The sequence below is a fragment of the Citrobacter sp. H12-3-2 genome (assembly GCF_009649895.1).
Taxonomy (GTDB): Bacteria; Pseudomonadota; Gammaproteobacteria; order Enterobacterales; family Enterobacteriaceae; genus Citrobacter; species Citrobacter portucalensis.
The window spans coordinates 4,305,087-4,330,750 of sequence record NZ_CP045837.1 but is presented as its reverse complement, the minus strand read 5'-3'; the positions used below and the strand labels follow the sequence as shown (position 1 = coordinate 4,330,750).

The 25,664-nt window shown below is 49.2% G+C and carries 23 protein-coding genes; 9 read left to right on the top strand and 14 right to left on the bottom strand.

The window, feature by feature from the left end:
• Window positions 1-188: 188 nt before the first annotated feature.
• Window positions 189-758, top strand: coding sequence for a sce7726 family protein (locus GHC22_RS20590; protein WP_153753840.1), 570 nt, complete (start codon window positions 189-191; stop codon window positions 756-758).
• On the opposite strand, the gene GHC22_RS20585 is transcribed toward GHC22_RS20590, so the two are convergent.
• From GHC22_RS20585 to GHC22_RS20540, 10 genes are all read right to left on the bottom strand, one after another.
• Window positions 745-1,800 carry a beta family protein gene (locus GHC22_RS20585; protein ID WP_153753839.1) on the bottom strand — a complete coding sequence of 352 codons (1,056 nt, stop codon included), beginning with the start codon at window positions 1,798-1,800 and terminating at the stop codon, window positions 745-747. The two genes, GHC22_RS20590 and GHC22_RS20585, sit on opposite strands and share 14 nt — an antisense overlap.
• Window positions 1,797-2,639: an ImmA/IrrE family metallo-endopeptidase gene (locus GHC22_RS20580; RefSeq protein ID WP_153753838.1), complete on the bottom strand. Its 843-nt coding sequence runs from the start codon at window positions 2,637-2,639 to the stop codon at window positions 1,797-1,799. Before GHC22_RS20580 ends, GHC22_RS20585 begins: the two co-directional genes overlap by 4 nt.
• Entirely contained in the window at window positions 2,636-3,328 is a 693-nt protein-coding gene (locus GHC22_RS20575) for an N-acetyltransferase (RefSeq protein WP_153753837.1), read from the bottom strand. Before GHC22_RS20575 ends, GHC22_RS20580 begins: the two co-directional genes overlap by 4 nt.
• Window positions 3,329-3,760: 432 nt before the next feature.
• A complete protein-coding gene (locus tag GHC22_RS20570) occupies window positions 3,761-5,242 on the bottom strand; it encodes a conjugal transfer protein TraG N-terminal domain-containing protein (protein ID WP_153753836.1) in 1,482 nt (493 codons plus the stop codon).
• Window positions 5,239-5,496 carry a hypothetical protein gene (locus tag GHC22_RS20565; protein WP_153753835.1) on the bottom strand — a complete coding sequence of 86 codons (258 nt, stop codon included), beginning with the start codon at window positions 5,494-5,496 and terminating at the stop codon, window positions 5,239-5,241. Before GHC22_RS20565 ends, GHC22_RS20570 begins: the two co-directional genes overlap by 4 nt.
• Window positions 5,493-6,860: an integrating conjugative element protein gene (locus GHC22_RS20560; RefSeq protein WP_153753834.1), complete on the bottom strand. Its 1,368-nt coding sequence runs from the start codon at window positions 6,858-6,860 to the stop codon at window positions 5,493-5,495. Before GHC22_RS20560 ends, GHC22_RS20565 begins: the two co-directional genes overlap by 4 nt.
• Before the next feature lie 2 nt (window positions 6,861-6,862).
• Entirely contained in the window at window positions 6,863-7,798 is a 936-nt protein-coding gene (locus GHC22_RS20555; RefSeq protein WP_153753833.1) for a TIGR03756 family integrating conjugative element protein, read from the bottom strand.
• Window positions 7,799-7,916: 118 nt separating this feature from the next.
• Complete coding sequence (locus GHC22_RS20550) at window positions 7,917-9,293, bottom strand: glycoside hydrolase family 16 protein (protein ID WP_153753832.1); 1,377 nt, start codon at window positions 9,291-9,293, stop codon at window positions 7,917-7,919.
• Window positions 9,294-9,307: 14 nt separating this feature from the next.
• Entirely contained in the window at window positions 9,308-10,315 is a 1,008-nt protein-coding gene (locus GHC22_RS20545) for an OmpG family monomeric porin (protein WP_153753831.1), read from the bottom strand.
• Window positions 10,316-10,378: 63 nt separating this feature from the next.
• Window positions 10,379-13,528, bottom strand: coding sequence for an alpha-N-acetylglucosaminidase TIM-barrel domain-containing protein (locus GHC22_RS20540; RefSeq protein ID WP_153753830.1), 3,150 nt, complete (start codon window positions 13,526-13,528; stop codon window positions 10,379-10,381).
• 274 nt (window positions 13,529-13,802) lie between these two features.
• On the opposite strand from GHC22_RS20540, the gene GHC22_RS20535 reads away from it, so the two are divergent.
• The 5 genes from GHC22_RS20535 (at window position 13,803) to GHC22_RS20515 (ending at window position 19,605) form a co-directional block, all read left to right on the top strand.
• Entirely contained in the window at window positions 13,803-15,047 is a 1,245-nt protein-coding gene (locus GHC22_RS20535) for an oligosaccharide MFS transporter (RefSeq protein WP_153753829.1), read from the top strand.
• 13 nt (window positions 15,048-15,060) lie between these two features.
• Window positions 15,061-16,353: a sulfatase-like hydrolase/transferase gene (locus GHC22_RS20530; RefSeq protein ID WP_153754006.1), complete on the top strand. Its 1,293-nt coding sequence runs from the start codon at window positions 15,061-15,063 to the stop codon at window positions 16,351-16,353.
• A gap of 3 nt (window positions 16,354-16,356) precedes the next feature.
• The gene (locus tag GHC22_RS20525) at window positions 16,357-17,157 is read left to right on the top strand and encodes a sulfite exporter TauE/SafE family protein (protein ID WP_153753828.1); all 801 of its coding nucleotides are present in this window, start codon (window positions 16,357-16,359) and stop codon (window positions 17,155-17,157) included.
• On the top strand, window positions 17,154-18,305 hold the full coding sequence (locus GHC22_RS20520) for an anaerobic sulfatase maturase (RefSeq protein WP_153753827.1): 1,152 nt from the start codon (window positions 17,154-17,156) through the stop codon (window positions 18,303-18,305). The genes GHC22_RS20525 and GHC22_RS20520 overlap by 4 nt, the downstream gene beginning before the upstream one ends.
• A 100-nt stretch (window positions 18,306-18,405) precedes the next feature.
• Window positions 18,406-19,605, top strand: a complete 1,200-nt coding sequence (locus tag GHC22_RS20515) for a type II restriction endonuclease (RefSeq protein WP_153754005.1) — start codon at window positions 18,406-18,408, stop codon at window positions 19,603-19,605.
• Between the two features lie 50 nt (window positions 19,606-19,655).
• On the opposite strand, the gene GHC22_RS20510 is transcribed toward GHC22_RS20515, so the two are convergent.
• From GHC22_RS20510 to GHC22_RS20500, 3 genes are all read right to left on the bottom strand, one after another.
• Window positions 19,656-21,080: a DNA cytosine methyltransferase gene (locus GHC22_RS20510; RefSeq protein WP_142466860.1), complete on the bottom strand. Its 1,425-nt coding sequence runs from the start codon at window positions 21,078-21,080 to the stop codon at window positions 19,656-19,658.
• Window positions 21,081-21,183: 103 nt separating this feature from the next.
• Window positions 21,184-21,921 (bottom strand): Crp/Fnr family transcriptional regulator, encoded by a 738-nt coding sequence (locus GHC22_RS20505; RefSeq protein WP_153753826.1) that lies wholly within the window; start codon window positions 21,919-21,921, stop codon window positions 21,184-21,186.
• The gene (locus GHC22_RS20500; protein ID WP_003830191.1) at window positions 21,918-22,178 is read right to left on the bottom strand and encodes a helix-turn-helix transcriptional regulator; all 261 of its coding nucleotides are present in this window, start codon (window positions 22,176-22,178) and stop codon (window positions 21,918-21,920) included. The genes GHC22_RS20505 and GHC22_RS20500 overlap by 4 nt, the downstream gene beginning before the upstream one ends.
• Before the next feature lie 103 nt (window positions 22,179-22,281).
• Between GHC22_RS20500 and GHC22_RS20495 the strand changes: the two genes are divergently transcribed.
• From GHC22_RS20495 to GHC22_RS20485, 3 genes are all read left to right on the top strand, one after another.
• Window positions 22,282-22,518 (top strand): helix-turn-helix domain-containing protein, encoded by a 237-nt coding sequence (locus GHC22_RS20495; RefSeq protein ID WP_000095375.1) that lies wholly within the window; start codon window positions 22,282-22,284, stop codon window positions 22,516-22,518.
• A gap of 107 nt (window positions 22,519-22,625) precedes the next feature.
• Window positions 22,626-22,850: a helix-turn-helix domain-containing protein gene (locus GHC22_RS20490; RefSeq protein ID WP_064546334.1), complete on the top strand. Its 225-nt coding sequence runs from the start codon at window positions 22,626-22,628 to the stop codon at window positions 22,848-22,850.
• 132 nt (window positions 22,851-22,982) lie between these two features.
• Window positions 22,983-24,278: a hypothetical protein gene (locus tag GHC22_RS20485; RefSeq protein ID WP_153753825.1), complete on the top strand. Its 1,296-nt coding sequence runs from the start codon at window positions 22,983-22,985 to the stop codon at window positions 24,276-24,278.
• A 63-nt stretch (window positions 24,279-24,341) separates the two neighbouring features.
• On the opposite strand, the gene GHC22_RS20480 is transcribed toward GHC22_RS20485, so the two are convergent.
• Complete coding sequence (locus GHC22_RS20480; RefSeq protein ID WP_153753824.1) at window positions 24,342-25,574, bottom strand: hypothetical protein; 1,233 nt, start codon at window positions 25,572-25,574, stop codon at window positions 24,342-24,344.
• Window positions 25,575-25,664: the final 90 nt, after the last annotated feature.

Below are 25,664 nucleotides of genomic sequence, written 5' to 3'. Positions count from 1 at the left end.
TGGATATAATAATTCATGAATAAATTAAAAGCAGTTTTTATATTTAATATGTATTGCACTGTTATAAAATTAACTATCGGTAATATTTACGATATGATTTTCTTTGCATGGGAGTGATGATATCTTATTGAAATATTTGTACTGATAGGTTAGACTACGAAGTTAGGTCTTGTTTTTGGTGCGTTTATATGAATATAGTTCTGAACGATGAAGAATTAAGAATGGCGTTACGTCAATACCTTGCTCGGTTAGCTACGCCACCGCAAAAGATAGTTGAAGAGTTACATGTACATCATGGACAGGCTATAGCGGATGTCGTTGCTATTTATAATGAAGCTCACTGTTATGAAATTAAAGGTGATAACGATAATATAAGCAGGTTGAAAGTGCAGGGAAAATTCTATGATAAGGTCTTCAGGAAGACTACGCTCGTTACTACTACAAAGCATCGAGCGAATGCATTACGTACTGCTCCTGCTCATTGGGGAATATTGATCATAGAGTTTAGTAACGATAAACCTAAAATAAAATCTCTTAGAGGGGCTTCATCAAGTCCTTGTTTTGATAAAGAAAAAGCCGTGCAAACACTTTGGCGTAATGAAATGCTTGAGCTTATTAGTAAATATGATCTACCTGTCTCGACAAAGCTGAATAAAAGAGATTTGGCTACATCTATTGCATCTTCATTATCGATACCTGTCATTAGTAAAGATGTAGCCAAATTACTGACACTTCGAACATCTCCTATAGGTTGTTAATAATATAAGTAATGTGGGCATTTATAAGTGGTTTCAATATCGTGCTCGGGGAAGCATCTTTTCCTAGATTATTAGCTTTATCATCAATATATTGATCTCCCCATGAGTATGGTGCTCCACGATAAAATCTTTTTGATATAAGAACCTTGCATATGTCATTATATTGCTTGCTACCTCGAGGATGTCGGTCTATTGCACTTCCCCTTGCAACATAAATTTGGTCGGATAATGTATATACAATTTTGGGAGCCATGATACTTCGAAGTATCTCTTTTGGTAGGTCTACATCTGAATAAAGAGGACTTACTATGGTATAATCTCCGTAAATAATATTATCGAAGTGCTCCTTGATTAGATCATAAATAGCCTTTTCATTTCTGATGAAAATTCCTGATTTTCCTGGTTCAACAAGATCACGAATTGATGATGGGATAGTAGAACCAGTGTGAATAATAAAATCGAAACTAAAATATTTATGGATATTATTAAGCAAAGTCTCTATTTTCGAGCATCTTTCATTAGGATCAATATCATTACATACTCTATTGTCTAGAATAAGGTGGAATTTGTGAAAGCATTTTGAGCATTCAAACATTAGGTCATTGAAATCATTTTTAATAAGTGCCCACGATAGAAGATCTCCCTCGGAAAGCCTGATGGCAACAGTATCAGATTTTAAAATTCCATTATTATGAGAGTCTATGACTGTTTGAATACGCTCAGGGCTACGGTCTATCCCGACAACAGGAATGAATTTTGAGTTGGTGAATTTTTTTATTATATATTTATAATTATCGCTTCCGTCTATTTTTATACAATCATCAATATCAAAATTATCTAAATAAAAATGTTTAAGTGATGTAAGGTGCAGCTCATATTTTCTATATGCAGCATCTATCCTTTTTTTTAATTTTTGTTCGGTAAGGTCTTCTTGTCTAGGGATGTCAAAAAAAGGTGTGAGCGATGACTTAATAGCATCATCTAGCGTTTTAATAGCAGACACTTCATTGGTTTTGAACTTCAAAAAAGGTACGTATTTCATACGCCAAAGTACTCCCTAACATTAAACTTATAAATTAATTCATTGAATAAATGATAATTGCTGCTTTCTTTCCTGTATCTTCCAGCTACAATTGACGGATGAATCCCTAAATCCTTTGCATACTTTATGACTGTATTGTCATCTCTGTTATATTTCAATGGAGATGTTCTCCATTTGTGTTTTGGAATCATTAAATTGCTGGCGAGTGAGTCTGCTTCTATTTCAATCTCATGATCAGTATCCTCTTCAAGGTCATCAATTATAGGCGTTGACAATAAATGGCTATGCAGATGTAAGTGTGCTAGCTCATGGATAAGCGTAAACCAAAAGTTATCTAGCCGATTATGTCGCAGACTCATAGCAAGTACAGCTACTCCATTTTGAAGTTTAAATACGGCTCCATCTAATTTAAGGCCTGGAATTGATGGCCGAATTATAAATATAATTCCTTTGTTCCTTAATTTATAATCCAATTCTCTGAGATTTGCAGTATCAATGCTTGATGAAATTATATCCGATATAAACTCAGTCGATATCATTTCGAATTCTGGTACTTTTGCTAGACTACAATACGTGTAACTCATTGCTCTTACCTCTGAAAGCCAATGAGTTATTAATGGGTTCTCATTATCACCGGTTTTCCGATACAGCATAGTATTATTTTTTTGCCTAAAATACTCACGGAAAAACTCAACTTCATTAACATGATGAATTTTTTTTCTAACTTTATCTAAAGCAAGTTTGTATTCATCAAAGTGCGCCAAATAGCAATTTAAAGAGTTACCTTCATTATGCACGACATGAAATTCGTCCTGTTCATATTTATTATATTTCATCATGCCCCCAAGAAATCAATTGCAACACTTTCTGGCATTTCAAAAAAAGCCAAGTTTGGTTTGTCGTAAGCAGGAATAGGTAGCATTCCTATCTTCTTATAAAATTTTTGTGCTTTATTTAGAGAGTGCAATGAACATCCTGGTTTAAGTTTCAAAATATTATGACTGTAGCACATAACATCTGAAATCATCTGAGTCCCAACTCCGAGGAATATTCTGTCAGCTATAGGGTTCATTCTGTTCCAAGGGGCAACAGCTAAATATTCAATGTAGAAAATATCATCACCAGATAATAAGCTTTCTTTTGGGAAATAAATTAAGCACGCAGCTTGAGGCTTTTTATCTGCATATAAAAAGAACCATTTATATTCATCAGTATTGTATTTGGCGCTTTTAAAAAGCCAGTTCCAATGGTCATCATCAAGCTGAACCATTTCATTTATGGCGATTAGCTCATCTTTTGAATAATTCCGCTTAGAAATTTTATCAATGAGATCTATATTAAACTTCCCCCATTGGATGTCACACTCATTAGCTCTGGCAATGTTCCAGCCGATGTATGTTTGATATGTCACCGATGAACCATCAGGACGATTGAGTTTCCCTTCACAATCGGCAGTTCCAGTAGCTAACATATGACTAAATTTTTGAGTGATATCCTGCCGTAACGCATCAATGTCTGCGGGCGTCATTTCAATGCTCTCTCCCTCAAGTTTCAGATTCAAGTTTTAGTATATGAACACTAGAGTCAAACAGTCTCCATGAATTATTTTACGTAATGATAACTCGGTAGCAAAATTTATTTAATTATTTGAAAAATAAACATTTTACAAAATTTATGTTGTAGAATGCAATATGGCATTTACCGTATCAGCACCTGACCAATTGGCCTATTCCGGTATCCGAGATACGCTTCGCATTGGATATCCTTCAGATGACAGCTGAGCCGGATGATGTAAAGCAAGAAAGGCTAAGATTGTAATGTATATGTTTCAACAAATGACGTTTAAACGGTGTATGGTCTTCCCTGCATGTTGGACCTTTTATCTAAGGAATAAGATATTTTCTGGTTTTCTCCAACAGGACTATACATCCTTATTTATGAAAGATAACCATTTTGTAAATTAGCTTCCAATCATCCTCCCAGCCTTCCCCCCACTATCCTGCGCCACCTTAACCCCTCCTACCAGCGCGCCATTCACCGCCACGCCAACCCTCACTCCAGCCCACGTCATCGCTCCCAGCCAGAAAGTCGGCAGTACCAGAAACATCGACCCCATCACCAGATTAATAATCACGTCATCCTGCGTATTCTGGATCCCGGCCAGATTCCAGCTACTGTGGGTATCGCTGTTGTAGAGCACATCCAGCAGCCAGCTATCTAGCCACCGCGCCAGTTCCCACCAGAAGGTAAGGAAGAACAGCGCAAACTGCACAAAAGTCAGCGTCATCACCACCTTCACATCCCATGCCGAGCAAATTGTTATCAGCGGAATACAGATCACCAGTGCCATTTGCAGCAACGCCTGCACCATTGGTAGCGCCTGACGAAGGCTGTCGAATGCCGGGAACGCCGCTATGCTGCCGAGAATATTTCCGGTACTGGATGCCAGCCGGGTGGCGGCATTGGCTATGGTGCCATCGACATTACCGCCATAGCCTGGATAAACGCGCCCGTTCTGCGATACCTGCATATTGCGTTCACTCACCAGCGAGCGCAGCACGGCCTCTTCATATACCGCCTGCGACTGGCCGATTTTCTGAAATGCTGTCCAGATATCCGGGGCCGGGAGTTGCAGTAGCCGGGCCTTCAGACCAACAGTATCGTCGGCCCACCACTGTTTACAGGTGGGATAGCCGCCCGCGCCGGTATCGGCCAGCCCGGCATCGCGTGGTGCGCTGTACGGCCAGGCGCTGTGTGGTGAAAGCGCGTGGTCGGTATCGTAGTAACCAGCCGTGTTGAGAAAATACGATGATCCCACCCAGGCCGTATCGTCACTGGTGTCATCGTCCAGTTCTCCGGCGCGGAATTTCAGACGGGCGCGAGAAGGGGCATAACACTCCTCGACAAAATCCCGCAGTTCCTGAACCAGTGCTGGATCCTTAATGCGGGTGTGCTGCACCTCAAAGCGGATCTGACGCAGATCCGGCTGGCAGGGGAGGGTAGCAACCGTTGCGCTGGTGATACCTTTGCTGATCACGTGAACAAAGTACCACCAGACCGGGACGGCGGCGGTTTTGCCGCCCAGCGAGTTAATAATTGGCTGATAGCCGGTATCGGCGGGTTGTGGTACCGACATCCCACATTGCTTTGAACGTGTGGTGTCATATTTGATGGTATCGAGATCGATGTTCAACATTGGCACACAGGTGAACATAATGACCAGCAACGAGGTGTACATCAGGTGCTCGACCCATACCAGAGACAGCGCGGCTTTGTTGCCTTCATCGGCCCCCTGACTTCTGGCCTGTAGCCACAGCGCCAGCAGCTTAATCAGCAGCGGCAGGGCGAATAACCCGGTGGCGCTGATCGCATTCCACAACCCGTTATTGATCACCCAGCCGAGCAGCGTCAGAAAGTATTCCAGATAGCTGTTGGTTGTCACCGGAACATCTCCGGCATGATTTCGTTGAGCACCATCAGTACGATAAACCACAGCGCGATGCGGCGGATGGTCGGGCGATACGGTGGGAAGCGATCGTACAGACGCCAGCCCACACCGGACATTGCAGCGTACAGCGTTATGCGCCAGAGCAGCAGATCGCTGCGGTTAATCTGCGGTGCGTTACCTGATGATAGATAAAACATCACTGCTATGCAGATTAGCAGCAGGGTGCCGGAGAGCATCAGCCGCTTCATTGCGTCTCTCCACCTGTAGGTTTGCTGAGATCGTCCACCCGTTTGTCAGTGTCGTCTTCTACGCCGACAGCCTGGCCTTTGGTCTTCGCCCGCATTGTCTGGCGCTCAAGAATGGTGAGTGCGGCGTTATCTGCCAGCGCCTGGCGCATATCCAGTTCCAGCTTGAGCTGCGACAATTCCTGGTCGAGCTGGGCGGTGGTCTGAGTCAGCGCGGTTTGCGCCTCTTTCTCACCGGAGATATTGGGTTCGCGCATTCCCGCCAGCAGCGTGCGCCGGGCCATCAGCGCCTGTTCCATCACGCGGGAGAGCGCCAGCTCGCCGGAGAGCCGCTGGATAAGTACCGCTGCATCAGGATCGTCGCGTAGCGCCTCGATAACGCCGCGCGTCAGATGCAGCTCGCCACCGCTGGCCTGCGCCAGTGTGTTATCGTTAACGGGCTGGCTGTGGTTCACCATATCGATAATCAGCGGCTGGATCTTATCCTGCTCTTCCTGAATCAGCGGCGTCAGCCCGACGCCGGACTGTGCGCCGCTTTGCTGGCTCGTTTCGCTGGATTGATCGTTATCCGGGGCGACGTTAATGGTCTGTTCGCCAACTACACGCGTCAGCCATTGTGCGGCGTCATCGGGTTTGCTCCATACCTGGCAAAGTTCACCCTGACAGTCGTTGCTGGATACCGAACTGGTGCTGGCCGCGCTGCGATTATTGAGGATGTTGTAGCCTGCAACCGTCGTATCGCGAACCAGTTTGATGGGCGGTTGACCTTTGCCGCCGCGATGCTCGCCGCCCACCCAGCGCTTGCCTTTCTCCGCCGCTTCTTCGGCAGCTCTCTGGTCAGCGCGAACGGCGTCTTTTTCGCTGGCCGCAATGCCCTGATAGTTCTCGGCCTGGGCGCTCTGCGTCCATGCCGGACCGAGCGCATAATCGGTCATCTTGCCTGCCATCTTCTGGCAGCTTAACAATGACTTATCGAAGTCGAGCCGTCCCTGAAGCACGCCGTTGGTCAGCAGATCGTAGAGCTGGGGATTGGCACGTTGGATCACCATTGCGGGCAGGCTGGCGACCGCGCTGGTCGCGCTTTCGATAACCTCTCCCATCAGTTGCTGGAAGCCGTCCGTCACACCGTTGAGCTGGTTGCGCACCGTGGTATCAATATCGAAATTGCCGCACATCATGTCGCTGTTCCAGCTTACACCTGCCGTCAGCGGGAAGGTGTTACGCCGGGTTGGCGGTGGAGAGATGGCCGCGCCGCCCCCGATGCGATAATACATCCAGTCGCTGATCGCCCCTTGTTGCTTGTATTGATATTTGTCGGCAGCCGGGGTGAGAAAGGCGACGAACAGAAAACACCAGGCTGAGCGCATAGTTAACCTCCGCTGCTGCCAAGAAAGGTCTGCCCACGACGCGGGCAGCATTTATAGGGCCGCCACAGCGTCCAGACATATGCGCCATCCTCCGCCAGTTTATCGGCGTAAGAATCGGTGGAGGAGCCATCCGGGAAGATGGCGCAGGAGGCGGATTTTTTCGGAACTAGCATTTGCCACCGGTGGTTATTGCTGTCGCCTTCCGTAACAGGGTCTGGAGGCCAGTAGCCGTCATGTGAACTGGCAGCCAGCGGAATATAAACATGCGGCTGACCATTGCGCGTTACCAGATCGGCAGCGCGTTGGGCGATGACCGCCCCGGCCTTATAGTCATGCGTCTGGCTGAGTGCCCCGGCTCGTGGGTAGACATTGCCCCACGTATCGCCGTCTTTACTCACCTCACGCAGTCCTGGCGTTAATGCCTCCGGGTAAAACATTTCCGGTACGCCGCTGCGCCAGGCGAGCGCATCCAGGGTGCTGAGAAAGTAGGGGAGAAGAGGCTGTGACGATGGAGCGCAGACGTAGCCAAACTGGGCGAAGAAGTTCGCCAGCGCATCACCGGCAGGGAAGCCAATCGCATCAGCGTTTTTAAACCGGATTTTGCTGTGCTGCCCGACAGCGCGGGGATTGGTATCGCCACCGGCTTCGGCGATACCGGGCAACGGAGAGCTTAACGGCGACATCTCAGCCCACGGGTTTTGCTCGGTCACGCTGTAGGCTGATACCACCAGATCCGGGCGGAAATGGAGTACTTTTACCGAGGTACGCACTGAGCAGCCAAACGGCGAACAGAACAGCCAGTAGCAGACGCCCACGATCTGGTATTGCACACATTCCGGCGACAATGCGGAGGCGGCGATTTCCGGCGTGGTGATAGCCTGTGCGGCAGGCACAGCTAGTGAGATTAATGAAGACAGGACAACGTGACGAACAGGCATATGGCTCTCCGGGTGAGACGGATGCCGTGGGTTTATCGCACTCTCTGAAGATTTTCCCGAAGAAACTGAATATCAGGATATGAAGATTAACGGCGGCAGGGGGTGCCGCCGTGGAGAATTATTTAAAGCGGGTGGTGGCGTTAATCTGTGTGCCGATTTCAATTTCGCTCAACGCGTAACTTTCCGGCGCGGTATTGATGACGATGCGGGCGTGTTGATTCTGCTGCAATGGTGTATCCAGCGTGATTTTCAGCCCTTCGGCAATGCCCGGATCATCTGTCTGCCAATCAAGATCGAAATCAGGCTTCACAACCGTCCAGTCGCCGTAGCCGTCGGCGGAAACCTCAATACGGATATTCTGCGGGGCGGTTGACTGCGCCTGTGTGGCATAAAGGACCAGTGTGTCGAAATCCACTGGCTGTTGCCACTCTATGTAGATATAGCGGAACTGGTCGTTGTACCAGCGCTCATTTTCCTCCTCGGTGCCGCTGCCTTTAGGATAGGTATCTGCCACGCTGAAGTGATCGCCGTCGTTCAGCTTGCCTTCCCGCGAGGTGGAGTTATCGCCGTCATAGCCATAGATATTAATAAAGGCGCGCTCGGCGATGTTATAGCCGGGCAACAGCGGGTTTTGATAATTCGGCCACGGGTCGGCGGGCGTATCCGCTTTTTTAAATACCCGGTAATAGTCGATGGTAAATGTCTCATCGTTCGGCAGCGGTGGATCGTTATCGTAGATATTGCCCACTTCGGCGTTATTAGTTTCATGGTGATTAAGGGAGATCAGCGGGAACATGCGGTAATCAATCGCCGCATCAATGGTTGAAACCAGTTGCCCGTCGATATAGAGCTTCAGATATTCCGGATCCCATTCCATGCCGTAAATATGATAGCCGTCTTCCAGATCCGGGAGTTCAGTACCCTCGCCATAAGGCGTCGGAATGGAGACTTGTTGCATTCCCTGTCGCGGCAGCAGATTAAATTTTACGACGTTTTCGAGAGTGAAGACTTCCGGTGAATCGACCTCCATATTTTCGGTGTACGCCGCATCCTGCATTCCCAGGAACCAGAAGGCCGGGGCCAGCCCGCTGCCGCTCAGAAAGCGGGTGCGGATTTCAAAATAGCCGTAGCGGGTGGCAAAGGCATCGTAATATGGCATATGGTTGGTGATAGGAAAACCGCCGCTCGGCCACTGATTCATATAGTCCCGCGTGCCGCCGGTGATGCCCGCGACCTTGTAGGTGTTGTTGCTGGCCCGCCACGGCTGCCAGTATCCCTGCCCGGCATTATCGACATACAGTTCCAGGCTGACGGTGCCATTGGATTCGGTAATAAAGCGGTAGCGGGCGCGGGAAGCATCCAGATCGCCCCAGCTTGCCTGATAATACGGGCACCAGCGCGGGTCAAGGTCCGGACCGTTAAATTCGTCGCTGAGATCGGGTTGATAGATCCAATCTGCGTTATCGGGCAGGAACGGTAATTTTGGTGTACTCATGATGGTAATCCTCTTCAGAAGCTATAGATAAAACCGAGGCCGGTTTTGTGGAACTTCACAACAGGCTTATCGCCGGGAGATAAATCGTGCCGGGCCTGCACTTCATAGGCGTAATCCAGCGTCATGGAGAGATGCGGCGACAGCTTTTGCTCGATAAAGATGCCGGTACGGGTTTCCGTGGTGTGCATCCGTTGGTTACGCGACTTATTTTGCGACCAGACATCCAGCGTCCAGCGCCCGTAAGGCGTGATAGTGGTGGGACCTGCGTCAAACAGTGAGAAGGTGATTGGGATATACGGGCGCAACTGCGAGCGACAGAACTCACCGGTCTGGTCGTCGCTGTTGGTATTCCAGCCCCGGTCGATAAAGTAATTCAGTCGCACCGCAATGGTCGGGTTGAAGCGATATTCGAAGCCGCCTTCACCTTTTAATTCCCGGTTCGCCAGACCGTTTTCATGCAGATTGTTGTACCAGTTGTAGACCGTCACCCAGCCGGTGGATTTGAATTTATCGGTGAAATTAATTCGCCAGTCGGGCTGGAACGACCAGCGCTGGGAGTTATAGCCGCCGGACTGCGTTTTTTCCGGGTTATCCTGATAGATGAAGGTGTAATTTCGGAAGTGGAAGGTCATGCCCAGCGCCAGATCTTTTTGGTCTACCATCAGATAGCGGGCGTCAAATTCGTATTGGTTAAACCAGTTGTCGCGGCTGAATCCATCGCTGTAATTGGTGCCGTGCGTTTCCTGATAATAGGAACCGTAAAACGTCCAGCGATCGCGGGAGAAATCCATCCACAATGTGGGTTCGAAAAAGCCGTCTTTATCGAACGACTGACCTTCTTTGTTTTCGGTCTCAATCAGCAGGCCCGCGCGAACTTTCCAGGGCTTTGATGCCGGAGTCTGGTCGAGGCCGGTATCTACTTTTTGCTGAATATCATCGGTATCAATATCCGCCGCCATCACGGGCAGGCCGATGCCGGAAGCCAGTAGCGGCAGGGCGCAGAGCAGGGTATTTCTGTTCATAAGCTTTCTCGCAGAAAGGGAGAATGCCGCAGAACAGGCATTCTCTTAGGGTTCAGGATGGGGTTATTGCGCTGCCGCCAGCACGCGGACTTCCGCCAGTTGTGGCTTCAGATCTGGGCGCAGTTTGAAATCGGCACCGGTCAGCGTGACCCTGACTTTCTGCGCTTCGCCCTTGTACGGCACTGCATTGACGACCTGCTTTTGCGAGAAGTCTTTTGATTTATCCTGAATGGTGCGCCAGTTACCCTGTGCGTCCTGAATTTCTACCGTCCAGCCGGAGACCACCGGGTTACGCATATCCTCCGCTGTCTGCTCAAACTCCAGCTCGATACCGTCTACCTTCTGCACGCCCTGAAGGTCGATAATCAGATCCGCAGGCCAGGTTTTATTGCCCCAAAGCGTTGAGGGCTGTCCGTCCACCACACGCTCGATCGAGAATTCGGCGTTGATAATATCGCCGTGGGTAAAGACCGGCTTGTTCAGCGCCAGATTGCGCTTATCCTTACTTTCCCGGTACGGGCGTAAGTCTTCGCTGGTAACGGAGAACTCCGCCAGCGCCTGCTGCGCCAGTTGGCGGATATCCCGCCCGGAAGGCTGAGTTGGATAGCCGTTACCGGTCTGATTAACCCAGCGGTATTCCTGCGGGAACCAGTTAACCTTGATGGCATCCTGCTTTTGTCCGCTCGCCGCTGCGCTTTTCAGCGCCTGAATCCAGGTTGCCCAGCGCTGGTAGTAAAAATCACCGGTGAGGCCCTGCCACTGGCGGTTGGAGTAATCGCGCAGCCCGGCATCAGCGGCCTGTTCGGTTCCCCAGGTGGTGACCATCGCCCGGGCGTTAAACTCGAACTGGTCGCGAGTCCAGTCGTCCATACCATCCAGCATCGTGCGGGCGCTGTTGAGCCAGGTGCCGAGCATAAATTCCGGGCGGGTACTCAGTACTTTGTCCTGAAGTTTGATAAGACGCAGGAACTTGCCGGAAAGCTGATTGAAGGCGTTGTAATCCTTCGACATCCACGCATCTTCAAAGGCGCGGTAATATTCATAGGAAGCGTTAGCCAACACCTGACGGGTGATATCCACCAGATCGTGCTGATACGCCGGGTTATCCCTGAAGCGGTCGTAAACGCTCAGGTAGAGCGGCAGGATTTTTTCAAACTCGGCCTTGTCGTAGTCGATAAGCGCGGTGTAGTAGGTGCAGGCGCGAGTGACGCCAAAGCCGGGCTTGGCGTCGATGATAGAGTCTTCCGCCCGCTGGCGGTCTTTGCGGCGGTGATACGCGGTTTTCACCATAATATCCCACGCCTGCTCAATCTCCGGCGACTGCGCACCGTAGCGGCTGGTTAGCCAGCTGTGGATATACGCCGTCGAAGAGATCGGCGATTTTTCCCACGCCATGTCGTAGAGCATTTCGTATAGCATCGGGTTGGTGCCGAGCGATTCAGCGGTGACGCCCACGCCTTTCATGTACTTCGATTCCGCCAGCAATTGCGGGATCTCTTGTGCCAGCACTTCCGGCATCCCGGAGAAGCCCATGCGGCCACCGAAGGCGTGAAGCATGTTCCAGATCCACGGCGTGTTGCTGAACTCGTGGCGAATAGCATGGTTGGGCTTGTTATCGGCGTAGAGATCGAGGATCAGCGCGTGATCCTTTTTCAGGCCGTTAAGGAAGGCGTCGGTGGGGTTCTCCTGCCAGTTCTGGATAATCCATACCGCGTCTTTATCGTGCTCCAGCATCTTGTTTTGCACAGTTTTCGCCACTTTCACCATATCCAGATCGGCGCGGTTGCCGCCTTCATGGAACGGATCGACGGCGTAATAGTGGCTGATATCGCCGAAGGTGGTTTTCAGCGTCTGGTAATAAACGTCGGCGACTTTGCTGAAATAGTCCTCGCCCTGCTTAACGTAGGTGCGCAGCATCGGCGGACGAACAAAGCCAACCCAGTCGCCCTGATCGATAACCTGCGCCTGCGGGTTTTTGGCGGTGAAAGTGTCCGGCACCTGCCCGGCAAAGCCGGGGAAGACCGGCGTGATGCCGTACACTTCCATTCTGTCGTGTATTTTACGCGCCAGCTCGGTACGCTGAGCAAACCAGCTCTGCGGCAGCGGGCCGCCGAAGCTCTGCATATTCGCCATGTAGAACCAGCCGAAGTAAGCTGGGCCGGGCAGATACTGGCGCACATCATTATCGCTGTAGCCGAACTGGTGCAGTATCCGCCGCTGAACCTCTTCCTGACCGACAACATCCAGCATCAGGTTGACGCCGTTCATTGCTGCCCAGTCGAGGAATTTCTCGTAATCGTGCCAGCGCCAGAACGCCATGGTGTAGGACGGCGTGCAGAAGTTCAGGGCGTATTTGTACTGATATGGCGTCGTTTTTTCTGTTACTTCTTTCGGCATCGGCCAGTTTGTCGGTAGGGTCAGATTGGACACATTCAGCGGATCATAATTGACGTGCAGATAATTTTTCAGATACCAGTTCAGCCCGGAGGCCAGTGAAATACCGTTTGGTCCGCTGATGCTGATTTTGCCGTCGGCTTCCTTCACGGTGAAGCTGTCTTTGCCAGTGGTGGAGGGCGCAACTGCGAAGATAAAGCGATTCTGGTGCTGTGCGCCGAGCACCCGCTCAACCAGTGCCTGTGCTTCGCTGATGACTTCCTGCTGGCGATACGCTGAGTTCTGGCGGCGCTCATGGCGTTTTGCCCACTCGGTGGTTGCGTAATCGGCGACCTGAATCATGGGCGGCGTCGGCGCGGTATCACTGATTTTATCCCCCGTCAGGGAGACATCGTTAACCACGCCCTTTGTACCCGCCGAATAGTCGGTAATATTGATGCGCAGACGGCTGGTGCGAACGTTAAGCGGCAGTCGCTCGTTCGATTTACTGGTCTTTGCGGAGGCGACTTTGCGGTAAGTCACGCCATCCTCGCTACTGTAGACGTCGAAGCGCGTTAGCGTGTTGAGTGGGGTAGTGAGCTGTAGCTCGCTAAGCTGGTACGTGCCTTTTAAGTCCATCTCCAGCCAGCGGTTGTAATCCAGCTTCGACTGCCATTGGGTTGCCGGATTATTGTCCAGCAGAGGCTGACTGACGTTGTTGCCTTGTGCATCCATCACGCGAATTGCCGACGCAGATAAGCGGCTGCTTGCTGCCGCCTGGTGGCAGACCAGAGAAATTGACAGCGCCAGTAAAGAGAGCCATCCGGTTGTTTTTTTCATACTTGCCATCCTGTTTGTTGAAATTAAAAAAACGATGACAGGAAGCCAATGGGTAGTTTATGACCATCATCATAAGTGACCGCCCATTATTTATGATCCGCTTCACTTCATTTGTTCCATGCGGAAAAAGAGTTTGCCGCTGCGAATAAATAAATCAGCCATAAACTGTGTATCCGTTCACGCTAATTTCCTGTGGCGTTATGACAACGGTTATAAGCAGGTTTTTAGGTGCTCTTTATTCTGAATCTGATGAAATTCCGACTCTGAGGGCATTATGGCTATTCAACGCGATACAAAATGGAATGTGATCCTCTGGGGATTCTTTTTCCTGTTCTATTACTACAACTGGTCTTCCTGTTTTTTGTTTTTACCCATGTGGCTGACCCGGATGGTGGGGCTGGATAAAACACATATTGGTATGGTGTTCTCCTCCTTTGCCGTGGCGGCTATCTGCCTGCAACCGCTGCTGGGTTGGGTAACGGATAAGCTGGGGCCGAGAAAACACCTGCTGTGGCTGATCGTTATCCTGATGGTGCTCTTCGCGCCGTTCTTTATCTACGTGTATACCCCGCTGCTGCAAAGCCATTTTGCGATTGGGCTGGTGGTGGGTGGGCTGTATCTGGGATTTATCTTCCACGCGGGCTATGGCGCGGTGGAGGCGTTTGTCGAGAAAGTCAGCCGTAACCGGGGCTTTGAGTACGGACGTCCACGGCTGTTTGGCTGTTTTGGATCGGCAGCCTGCGCAACTATTTCTGGCATTCTGTATGGTTTCGATCCGACATGGATTTACTGGATTGGTTCGGCGCTGGCTTTGCTGCTGGTGGTGATCCTGCTGGTTGCACGTTCTGAGCCATTGCCGGGCATTGAAGCGGAACAAGTCCGCCAGCAGAAGGTCAGCGTGTGGGAGTTGTTTAAACTCCGCCAGTTCTGGTATTTCACATTATATGTATTAGGCGTGGCCTGTATTTATGATGTCTTCGACCAGCAGTTTATTAATTTCTTCACTCGTTTCTTTGACCATCAGGAACAGGCGGCGAGAGCGTTCGGATATATCACTACAGCTGGGAATCTCGGCGATGCCGCCGTAATGTTTTTTATTCCCCTGCTGATTAATAAATATATTGGTAGCAAGAATGCATTATTAATTACCGGTACTATTATGACGATTCGGATCGTTGGTTCATCCTTTGCCACCGGACCGATCGAAGTGCTCTTTTTACGGATGCTGCATAATTTTGAAGTCCCTTTCCTGCTGATTGGTATTTTCAAATATATTGCTGACGTTTTTGATACTCGCCTGTCAGGGACTATCTATCTGGTGGGCGTGATGTTTATCAAGCAATCCGCCGCCATTGTTTTATCTACCGTCGCAGGCCATCTGTACGACACCATCGGCTTCCATAGCACCTATCTGATCCTTGGCAGTATCACTGCCGCGTTCACTCTGTTGTCCGCTTTCCTGCTGACTTCGACCCCACGCCAGAAAACGGCAGATGTCTGTGCACCTGCCACACTCTAATGGAGATAACATGATGCAACCGAATATTCTGGTCTTTTTCACCGATCAACAGCGCTGGGACACGGTGGGCTGCTACAACCCAGCCGTCAGTACCACACCTGTTCTGGACCAGCTTGCCAGCGAGGGCGTGAAGTTCGAAAACACCTTTACCGTCCAGCCGGTCTGCGGCCCGGCACGTTCCTGCCTGCAAACCGGGCGTTATCCTACGCAGAACGGCTGTTACCGCAATAATATCGCCATGCGGCAGGATGAGGTGACGCTGGCGAAGCTGTTCAATCAGGCGGGGTACGACACGGCCTATATCGGTAAGTGGCACCTGGCGGATCTCGATGAAAAACCGGTGCCGGAAGCACTGCGCGGCGGCTGGCAATACTGGCTGGCGGCAGATGCGCTGGAACATACATCGCACCCTTACGGCGGTCACTTTTTTGATAACGATAACCAGCCTGTGCATTTCGATGGCTACCGGGTGGATGACCAGACCTCGTTCGCGCTCGATTACCTGCAAAATCGCCAGCGGGATAATCCATTCCTGCTGTTTCTCTCCTATCTGGAGCCGCACTTCCAGAACGATATGGCGCGTTTTGTCGCTCCGGATGGCTACGCCGAACGCTTCCAGACCGCATCGGTGCCGCCGGACCTGATTAACCGCCCCGGCGACTGGCCGCAGAACCTGCCGGATTATTACGGCATGTGCCAGAACCTGGATGAAAATCTCGGGCGGATTGTCGATTACCTTAAATCCAGCGGTGAGTACGACAACACCATTATCCTGTTCTTTAGCGATCACGGCTGTCACTTCCGCACCCGTAACGATGAATACAAACGCTCTTGCCATGAGTCCAGTATTCGTATTCCCTGCGTGGCGCGGGGCGGGCCGTTCAGCGGCGGCAGGACGGTGGAGCATCTGGTGACGCTGCTGGATATTCCGGTCACGATGTTAAGCGCCGCAGGCATCAAGGTACCGGATGCCATAGTAGGACGTGATTTGCAAACTGCACTGGATGCTGAGCATTGGGACGAGGAAGTGCTGATCCAGATTAGCGAGTCGGAGGTCGGGCGGGCGCTGCGCACCACTCGCTGGAAATATGAGATTGTCGCGCCCGGCAGCGATCCGTGGAATGAGTCTGCCGCGAAGATTTACGTGGAGAGCCAGCTTTATGATCTGCTGAATGACCCATGGGAGCGCCAGAACCTGATTGCCAGCCCGGAACATGCGAGGATCCGCGATAAATTACGTCAGGATATTGGCCGCAAAATGACGGCAATTGGTGAAGAGCTGCCCGTCATTGTTCCGGTGGAGTAAGTGATGACGGCATGGATGATTGCCGCACTCTGCGGCTGTGGTATGGCAACCAGTTTGCTCTCGGCGCTGTTTGGCGTCGGGGGCAGTATCCTGCTCGTACCTGTGCTGCATCTGTTATTTCCACAATGCGCTGTGCAGGTGCTGGCCGCGACGTCCCTGATGGTGGTGATGCTGAGTGCGTTGATTAACGTCTGCGCCTTCTGGCGTCAGGGTATCCGGTTAAATACGCGGCTGCTGGTGCTCTGGTCGCTGGGGATGGCGGCGGGAATGCAGGCGGGTGTGTACGCCAGCTTTTTGTTGTCGGATAAGGTGCTGCTGATGTTGTTTGCGCTGGTTCTCGTGGGGCTGGCATTACGCTCTGGATTTTCGCCCCCGACAACTCAGCAAAACGTACAACCAGATAACCGGACGCGCAGCGCCGGGATGTTGTTGTGCACCGCTGGTGGTGCAGTGGCCGGGTTAACCGGGCTGGGCGGTGGTTCCGTGCTCGCGCCGCTGATGTCGCAGCTCTCCGGGATCCCGCGCCAGCATATCGCTGTGTACTGCAACTGGATGATGCTGTTCGGCAGCGCCGGAACGGTGGTCAGCTATCTGTATCGCACGGCACCGTATATCGGCGCATTGCCACCGGCGATGCAGTTTGGTTACGTCAATATGGCTATTGTGGCCGTGATTTTTCTCTGCACGCTGGTGTTCCAGCCGGTCAGCATGAGGCTGCGCACTCTGCTGCCGGAATGCTGGTTACAGCGCGTTTTCTCTGGGGTATTGCTGATGATTGCCGCTTTGATTCTGGTGACGCTATGAAACACGCTTTTCATCTGATGGCGAAGCCTGCGGGCTGGCACTGTAATCTGGCCTGTGATTACTGTTTTTACCTGGCAAAAGGGCAGCGTGTGCTGCGTGATACTTGTGGGCAGCGACATATGTCCGATAAGGTGCTGGAAGCGTATGTTCGTCAGTACATCGCTGCATCACCAGACCCGGAGGTGAACTTTACCTGGCAGGGCGGCGAACCGACGCTGGCCGGACTGGATTTTTATCGCCGGGCCGTGGCGCTTCAGCAGCGCTATGCCGGGGATAAACGTATTACCAACAGCCTCCAGACCAACGGCGTACTGATTAACGACGAATGGGCGGCATTTCTGGCACAGCATCGGTTTCTGGTGGGCATATCGCTGGATGGCCCGGCGCATCTGCATAATCATTACCGCAGGACGGGCAGCGGTAAGCCCGTGTTTGATCAGGTGATGGCGGCGCTGGACATCCTGAAAAATCATCGTGTGGACGTGAATATTTTGACCGTGGTGAACAATGTGACGGCGCAGGCCCCGCTGGATATTTACCGCTTCCTGACGCGCGAGGTGGGGGCTGAATTTCTCCAGTTTATTCCGGTGGTGGAGTATGACGCCGAATGCGGGTTGTTGCCCTGGTCAGTGACGGGGGAAGATTATGGGCGATTTATGATCGCCATCTTCGATGAGTGGGTGCGCCATGATGTCGGGCGGGTATTCGTTCAGCTTTTTGATAACACACTGGCGGCGTGGCTGGGCGAACGCCCTTCGCTATGCGTGATGCAACCCACCTGTGGACGTGGGCTGGTGGTTGAGCAGAATGGTGATATCTACAGTTGCGACCACTATGTGGATGCGGAACACCGACTCGGTAATCTGTTACAGCAGCCGCTGGAAAAACTAGTGGTGGGTAAAGCACAACGGCGGTTCGGCCAGCAGAAAGCGCAGCTACCGGATGATTGCCATCGCTGCCCGTGGCGCTTTGCCTGCCAGGGCGGTTGTCCGAAGCATCGACTACACGAGAGGTTGAATCATCTTTGTGCCGGGTATCGCATGATCTTCAGCCATATGGATCCGTATATGACCTATATGGCGCAGCAGATTCGTGTGCAGCAGTCTCCGGCTGGGGTGATGTCGGTGGTGGATAGTCTGAAGCAGTAATATCTTATTTTTTAACACAAAACTGCATATTCAGAGAGGCGGAGCTGTGGCAGGATAACCCTGTATAAATCGGCGATATTTTTACAGCGAGGAAGTGATGATGTCGGGGCTACATTCATGGCTTTTAGATAAGTCAACCAGTGACACCTATATGTTCATCAAGCGCCTGTCAGCCAACGATACCGGTGCGACGGGCGGGCATCAGGTTGGCATTTACATACCTTCTGGCATTGTTGAGCATCTTTTCCCTTCCATTAATCATACAAGGGATCTTAACCCGTCTGTGACGTTGAATGCGCATACCTCCTCGCACAGTTGCCCGGACACCGAGGCCAGGGCCGTTTATTACAATGGTCGTTTCTTTGGTAAGACCAGAAATGAAAAGCGTATTACCCGATGGGGCGGAGGAAAAAATCCTCTGCAAGACCCTGAGAACACGGGGGCACTGGCGTTACTGGCGTTTGACCATCGGCAGGGGGCAGATAGTCATTTTGTCGATATCTGGGTGTGTTATGACGCTGAAGAAGAAGATATTGTTGAGTCTTCACTCGGAGAGATTGTTCCCGGTTCGTTAGTCTATGGCCCCGCAAATGAGATTCTGGGCGGCCTGGCTTTAAAAGAACCGGTCTCCAGTGGATATCGTCTTCCGGAAGAGTGGAGAACAAATTTCCCTTCTGGTAAGGAGATTATCGAGTATGCAGCAGCTCATTATTCCCCAAATGTCGTTGGCCCGGATAAGCAACTGATTGAACGTCGTCGTGTTGAGTACGAAATTTTCCTGCTGGTGGAAGAAATGCACGTTCTGGGTATGGTTCAGTCCGGGTTTGGTTCAGTAAATGAATTTATTGCACTGGCGAACTCCGTGAGTAACAGACGAAAATCACGAGCCGGGAAATCACTAGAGCTGCATCTTGAACAGCTTTTTAATGAGCATGGACTGGCAACCTTTGAGACTCAGGCCGTCACGGAAGGAAATAAGAAGCCAGATTTTTTATTCCCCTCTGCACAAGCTTATCACGATGAAACTTTCCCTGAGCAGAAGCTTCGTATGTTAGCAGTGAAAACGACCTGTAAAGATCGCTGGCGGCAAATATTAAATGAGGCAGACAGGATTCAGGACATTTACCTCTTTACCCTTCAGGAAGGTGTTTCCGTTGCGCAATTTCAGGAGATGCAGCAGGAAAGGGTCAGGTTGGTTGTGCCCAGTAGTCTTCATGATAAGTACCCGAAAACTATCCGGGAATATCTTATTTCGTTAGAAACGTTTATCGATGAAACTAAAGCATTGTATGTCGATTAAATAATTTCATTCTGTTATCCCCCGGATAAATTCCGGGGGATCTGTTTATTTTATTTTTTGGTCGCTTTGGTTGCAGCGGCTTTCATAATATAAGGCTGAAGCAGTTTTGCCACGGCTTCAAAAACGGGAACGACCACTGAGTTCCCAAACTGGCGATAGGCCTGGGTATCGGAAACGGGGATCCGGAATGGTTTGCCACCTGGTTGCTCAAAACCCATCAGTCTGGCGCATTCATGAGGCGTGAGTCTTCTTGGCCTCTGTTCCTGATTTTCTGGGTTAGAGAAATCGATTTCGCCGAGTTCTTTATCCCATCCTCTGTCGATGAGAATTTCAGAACCATCTTTATGATAACGAGCGGATAATGTTCTCGCGACGCTGTTTTCATTATTCGGATCAACCAGACCAAAACCGAACCCATTACCTTTAGCAGCATGCTTTTTAGCATAGTTATAGAGATATTCCCATAACTTAGGACTCAGGATATATTTACTGTCAACCGCAGGGTCCAGAAGCTGACCAAATGTTGGCCTTTTCTCTGGGTAGAATTTATGAATATTCTTTAATGTGAATCCCTGATGGATATTAAGGTCACGGCGGAATCCGACCAGAACAATACGCTCACGATGCTGTGGCAGGAAATTTTTACCATCAATAATTTTAGGATCATCTTTCCCTGTGATACTGGCATCAGCAACTTCATAGCCCAATTCATCAAGGGTATCCATAATGACTTTAAACGTTTTACCCTTATCATGACTCTTAAGGTTCTTAACGTTTTCCAGCACAAAAATGGCTGGCTGCTTAGCCTTGATTATGCGGGCAACATCGAAAAATAGAGTCCCCTGCGCTTCACATTCGAACCCATGTGCGCGTCCAAGCGAGTTTTTCTTACTCACCCCAGCCAGACTGAATGGCTGGCAGGGAAAACCGGCCAGCAGGACATCATGATCCGGGATATGTTGATCGATATGAGCGTAGGCCTTCTCTTCAGAGATGCCTTCTTCTCCACTCAGTGTGACTTCCCTGATATCCAGATTGAATGTGTGTGCGTCTTCATCGTTGTACCAGTTTGCTTTGTAGGTACGTACCGCTTCTTTATTCCATTCGCTGGTAAAAACGCATTGTCCGCCGATGGCCTCGAATCCTTTACGGATACCACCAATACCGGCAAACAGGTCAATAAAGCGGAAATCATAGTCAGGATGATGAGCGGGTTGCTCCGGCAGCATTTTCCGTAACAGCGCTTCTTCAGCCATGGTAAGTGATTTTGGCTCACACTTGCCATTTATCCAGCGGTTAAGGGTTTCGCGGCTCCACTCATTTTTACCTATTTTTCTTAGCAGTTCTGCGACATACTTCTGGTCGTAAATTTCAAGTACCCGATCAATCAGCTTCCTGTCGCGCTCTTGTTGTTGTTTTTCTTCAGCTTCTGCTTTTTCGAGCAGTTCCTGCGCAAATAAATCGAATTCAGACATAACGCCTCCTCGGGGTTTATGGGTGAAAATATATCACTCATTTGACCCAGATGAAACGATTTGTTCTGGATATTTGATCAGTATATGGAGCCAACAAGATGTACTAACTATGGGTATTAGCCAATAACGTTGCCAGTTTTTCTGGATGAGGAACATGCAGACGGCGCTGTGAGTCATCCAGTATTCCGGCCTGTCTTAATTCCTTACTGAACCGCAACGCAGTTTCTGTCTCACACCCGGCAAACTCTGCCACTTCACGCCACGTCCAGTCATAACCGGGAAAATAACTCGTTAGATACCAGAGGCTGCTCAGTACCCGGTGGCGGGTGCGGTAACGAGCGATCCAGGTCATGCGATGCTCTGAATCAGACAGACTTGCCACCACCTGATTTAACAGAAATTGGGCGAACTGCGGGTGATGATGCAGGAAATCGCTGTTGGAGTGAGGAATGACGTGGCACAGCGATGCTGTCTGCAAAACGCAGGCATGACAGTGATAGAACCCCGAGCCAAATAACCCCAGATAGCCAAACCAGTCGCCCTGTTGGCAGGCGCGGACCAGTAGCTCTTTGCCATTTTCCAGCGTGTGGTGTAAACCGACGACGCCATGGTTGAGATACCAAAAACCGCAGATGGGTTCTTCCTGTAGATAGATTTTGCTTCCTGTTTCACGAGCGATAGGGCGTAGCAGGGCGTGGCGGGAAAAGTGGGCGTAGTGGAAAGGGGTATGGTTGCGCTCCGGGGCTGTGAGAAACGGCATTTCCGCTGGCGGTGGTATGGCGGCCTGCTGAACCTGAGCTGGCGTAGAGATACTGTGGGGGCTGGCGTCGGAAATCATCATAACCTGCACCTGACGGGGAGCGGATTTTTTGGTTGCCGCAGTTCGCCTTCTTCCTCATAACGGCCAGGCCAGATTTCCGCAGGGTGAACGTTGAGTGCGCGAGCAATCAACCACTCGCCTTTCGGCCAGGGGCGTGAAAGCGCATTCGCCAGCGTGGAGGAGGCCAGCCCCGCTTCCCGCGAAACCGCTGCCATACTGGTGCCGCGCTTATGCAGTGCGGCGATAATGTCGGCTGGGTGCCAGTCTTGCTTAGTCATTCCTGTTACCTCACAAACTTGCGTATTTAACAAATTATCCCGTTTTGGGATTATTTTGTAAATCACTGATATTCGATTTTGGGATTAAAATCGAGTATCACAAATGTCATCTATTTATTCTGAACAGTATCAGCAGGTTATAAGACTGTTGCGTTCGGCGAGACAGGATAGAGGTCTGACGCAAGCACAACTTGCAAAAGCATTAGGTCGTCCGCAGTCATTTGTTGCCAAAGTTGAAAATGGTGAGCGTCGTCTGGACATCATCGAATTTGCCCATATTGCTCATTTGCTATCTTTGGATCCTGCTGCCGTACTGAAAATGGTTTTGCCTCAGAAGTGACGTTTTCTCAGCTCATTGTTGTTGGGTTTGATCGTAAATATCCCACTTTGGGATATTTAGGTGGTGACATGATAGTCGGGCCTTAACTTATTGTTGAGGCTGACGAAATGACTTCTGTCTACTCCATTGAATACCAGATGGTTATAAAGGCATTACGTGAAGCGCGGGTTGCTGGCCACATCACCCAAGAAGAGCTAGGCAAGGCGCTGGGAAGACCACAATCTTTCATCGCAAAAGTAGAAAACGGAGAGCGGCGGTTAGATATCGTCGAGTTTGTTCATCTATGCCGATTAGTTGGTATTGATCCTGCCAGTATCATTAATAAGCTATAGTACTAATATTCACTTCGAGAACATGAGGTTACTAAGTAAAGGATGTTCACAATATAGCCCTCAAAAAGTGATTTCGTTCAATCTATTACCCGTTAGATTCTTTGATAATATTTCCCGCAAAGGGAGAATGCCATGTCAGAGAGCCTGCAATCTAATACAACTCAAACGTTACCTGACGACAGGGAAAAGCTTTACCAGCTTGTCTGGCGAGAGCCTGCGGAGCGAATCACTTCCCTCTATAGCATCAGCAAAGAGCAACTGGAAAAACGATGCGCTGAATTACGGATACCGAGACCGCTTACTGGTTACTGGAAAGCGCTGGCGAAAGGGACTGCACCTGCGGTGCCACCTTTGCCTGATTTGAAAAAAGGCAAAACAACAAAAACCCCCAAGGAAGCTGGCGTAACTGCATCTCCACCCACAGTCGCATCAACAAAGCCATTACCTTCAGCAGCGCGAAAGCAAGCTACTATTACAGGTAACGGCTATGCGTTAATCAATGACCTCAAAACGTATCTCCCGAAATCCAGTGTGACTGAAGATGGTTACTACAAGCCTGCGAAAAAGAAGCTACTGGATCTCAACGTTTCGGATACGGGGTTTGATAGCGCAATAGATTTTCTTAGTCGGTTCTTTGATGCCCTGGGGAAACAGGGCTATCGGGTAACACTGGATGTTCCGGGAGAAAGGCTATCTCGTGCGGAAATTGATATTAAGGAAGATCCCAAAGGAGAAGGGTATCGCTGGGATAATTTATGGCGGCCTTATACTCCAAGCATCATTTGCATTGGCAATATGCATTTTGCGTTCAATCTTGCCGAAATGACGGAATATGTCCCTGCAAAGAAAGTCAAAAATCGCTATGTACGTGACGAGCAAATGGGGCGGTGGATTCGCGGAAAAAACAGTATGCCTTTTCATCATATCTCGAAGCATACGTTGCCTACCGGACGGTTCCTTTTACAGCTCTATTCGCCTTATGAGTCAGCGGATTGGCGAGTGCAGTTCCGGCAGACAAAACAATGTGGTTTGATTAGCCAGATCCCGAAGATGATTGCAGTGATGCTGGAAGCCATTCCTATCATTACCAGACAACTAGAAGAAGCTCGAATCAAAGCCGAGGAACGGCGAATTAAATACGAGCGGGAACATGCTATCTGGCTCGAAAAGGAACGAATCCGCCGAGAAGAAGAAGCACACAAAGCCAGTATTACTGAGCTAAAATCGATTATGGCCCAGTGGGCCGAAGACAAACGCGTGGAGCAGTTTTTCCGTGATGCTGAGTTAGATGCCGCTGGTCTTGATGAGCAGCAAAAAGTACAGATTATGGAACGCCTACAACTAGCCCGACAGTTCTTGTCAGAGGATACAGCGGTTGAGCGGTTGCTTAAGTGGAAAACGCCGCAGGAACGGTTAGGTAATGCCTAATGCTAATAATCTGTAGGTGTAAAGAAATAATATTTTCTTTTCCACCTACTGTAGTTCTATAAATTATGTGTTGAATTCTATTTTGGGTTGTGCTGAGTTTATCAATCTAATGTCATTTATATATTCTGATTTGTCTACGCCTGACATTATTAATCCTGGCTTAATATATGACACTGAAAATAAACCCATATCTGTAACTGTACCAATTCTGTGTATTGGGATAGTGTGTTGTGTTTTATTTTCTATTGATGATGCACTACCAAGTATACGTACAACACCAGGTTTTACTTGACCTATGTATTTTGTTTTATGAATCTTGTGACATGCGAGATTTTTTGGTGAAGTTTTAATGTCAGATTCATCTGGTGAAGTATTGTCAGAGGTAATGTAGAAATCTACAGCAGAACTGAAAAAACCTTCCATCATTTTTGAGAAACCAATATAGGTTATGATTCCCCCTCCTGTTGGTATGTTTAAATAAGACCCTGCTATTTGTCGCCAGATACGAACTAGTTCAGCGTAGGCCTGTTGAACATCTTGAAATGATAGCTTGGCGTGAGGAAGTTGAGCATTTGGAAACTTGGCGTGTTGTAATTTGCACCGTATATTTTTATATTGCGATGTAATAATATAAGAAATAGGATCCTCATCTCCATTTGGCGTTGATGAAATAAGTGACACCTTTTTATTTACAAGTGTTAATGCTCGTTTTAACCAATTACCTTCACCCTCATTATTTTTCTTTTTACAAATGAAATTTAACAATGCTTCAAATGATAAAAATAAGTTTCTGTATGCCTCGAATAAATCATGTGAGGACTGCGAAAGTCGATAGTATCTAAAACATTCATTCCATACAGGTTCAGATGGATTTTGTAAGGCTATTTTATTTCCAAATGAATCTGCTGTTGTAATTTCTAGTTTTAAATTCATCGGAAAATCAAGTAGATTATAATGTGATGAAATTATACTTTCCCCTCTTGTGAAAACACTTGTGTGTGCTTTAGTTGGATCATCTAAACATATGGAGCCATAACCTTTAATAGATAATATATCCAGAGCTTCCTGTATGACAGTAAAACCATTTTCTAGAACATCTTCATAACCCAAGCTATTAGTGGTTCTGGCTACCACAAAAGATTGTCCTTTTAAAAGCTCGACTTGCCAGTCTTGTAGAGTAGCTTTATAGGTAAATGAGACAGGGGATTCATTCGATAGCTCAAAAGAGATCCCACACTTATAGATTCCATTGTATTGTTCTTTACCTGCAATAAATAAATCACCTATGCAAACCATACAATATCACCCTCAGTTAGTTTAAAGGTAAATATAATAAAGCATTTTATACTGTTTGCAATGTTATTAAGATAGCTGTTGATGTCTAAT

Bases quoted from the DNA above. Each gene is read 5' to 3' on its own strand.
- GHC22_RS20590 (WP_153753840.1), top strand. From the start codon at position 189: ATGAATATAGTTCTGAACGATGAAGAATTAAGAATGGCGTTACGTCAA.
- GHC22_RS20585 (WP_153753839.1), bottom strand. From the start codon at position 1,800: ATGAAATACGTACCTTTTTTGAAGTTCAAAACCAATGAAGTGTCTGCT.
- GHC22_RS20580 (WP_153753838.1), bottom strand. From the start codon at position 2,639: ATGATGAAATATAATAAATATGAACAGGACGAATTTCATGTCGTGCAT.
- GHC22_RS20575 (WP_153753837.1), bottom strand. From the start codon at position 3,328: ATGACGCCCGCAGACATTGATGCGTTACGGCAGGATATCACTCAAAAA.
- GHC22_RS20565 (WP_153753835.1), bottom strand. From the start codon at position 5,496: ATGAAGCGGCTGATGCTCTCCGGCACCCTGCTGCTAATCTGCATAGCA.
- GHC22_RS20560 (WP_153753834.1), bottom strand. From the start codon at position 6,860: ATGCGCTCAGCCTGGTGTTTTCTGTTCGTCGCCTTTCTCACCCCGGCT.
- GHC22_RS20555 (WP_153753833.1), bottom strand. From the start codon at position 7,798: ATGCCTGTTCGTCACGTTGTCCTGTCTTCATTAATCTCACTAGCTGTG.
- GHC22_RS20550 (WP_153753832.1), bottom strand. From the start codon at position 9,293: ATGAGTACACCAAAATTACCGTTCCTGCCCGATAACGCAGATTGGATC.
- GHC22_RS20545 (WP_153753831.1), bottom strand. From the start codon at position 10,315: ATGAACAGAAATACCCTGCTCTGCGCCCTGCCGCTACTGGCTTCCGGC.
- GHC22_RS20540 (WP_153753830.1), bottom strand. From the start codon at position 13,528: ATGAAAAAAACAACCGGATGGCTCTCTTTACTGGCGCTGTCAATTTCT.
- GHC22_RS20535 (WP_153753829.1), top strand. From the start codon at position 13,803: ATGGCTATTCAACGCGATACAAAATGGAATGTGATCCTCTGGGGATTC.
- GHC22_RS20530 (WP_153754006.1), top strand. From the start codon at position 15,061: ATGCAACCGAATATTCTGGTCTTTTTCACCGATCAACAGCGCTGGGAC.
- GHC22_RS20525 (WP_153753828.1), top strand. From the start codon at position 16,357: ATGACGGCATGGATGATTGCCGCACTCTGCGGCTGTGGTATGGCAACC.
- GHC22_RS20520 (WP_153753827.1), top strand. From the start codon at position 17,154: ATGAAACACGCTTTTCATCTGATGGCGAAGCCTGCGGGCTGGCACTGT.
- GHC22_RS20515 (WP_153754005.1), top strand. From the start codon at position 18,406: ATGTCGGGGCTACATTCATGGCTTTTAGATAAGTCAACCAGTGACACC.
- GHC22_RS20510 (WP_142466860.1), bottom strand. From the start codon at position 21,080: ATGTCTGAATTCGATTTATTTGCGCAGGAACTGCTCGAAAAAGCAGAA.
- GHC22_RS20505 (WP_153753826.1), bottom strand. From the start codon at position 21,921: ATGATGATTTCCGACGCCAGCCCCCACAGTATCTCTACGCCAGCTCAG.
- GHC22_RS20500 (WP_003830191.1), bottom strand. From the start codon at position 22,178: ATGACTAAGCAAGACTGGCACCCAGCCGACATTATCGCCGCACTGCAT.
- GHC22_RS20495 (WP_000095375.1), top strand. From the start codon at position 22,282: ATGTCATCTATTTATTCTGAACAGTATCAGCAGGTTATAAGACTGTTG.
- GHC22_RS20490 (WP_064546334.1), top strand. From the start codon at position 22,626: ATGACTTCTGTCTACTCCATTGAATACCAGATGGTTATAAAGGCATTA.
- GHC22_RS20485 (WP_153753825.1), top strand. From the start codon at position 22,983: ATGTCAGAGAGCCTGCAATCTAATACAACTCAAACGTTACCTGACGAC.
- GHC22_RS20480 (WP_153753824.1), bottom strand. From the start codon at position 25,574: ATGGTTTGCATAGGTGATTTATTTATTGCAGGTAAAGAACAATACAAT.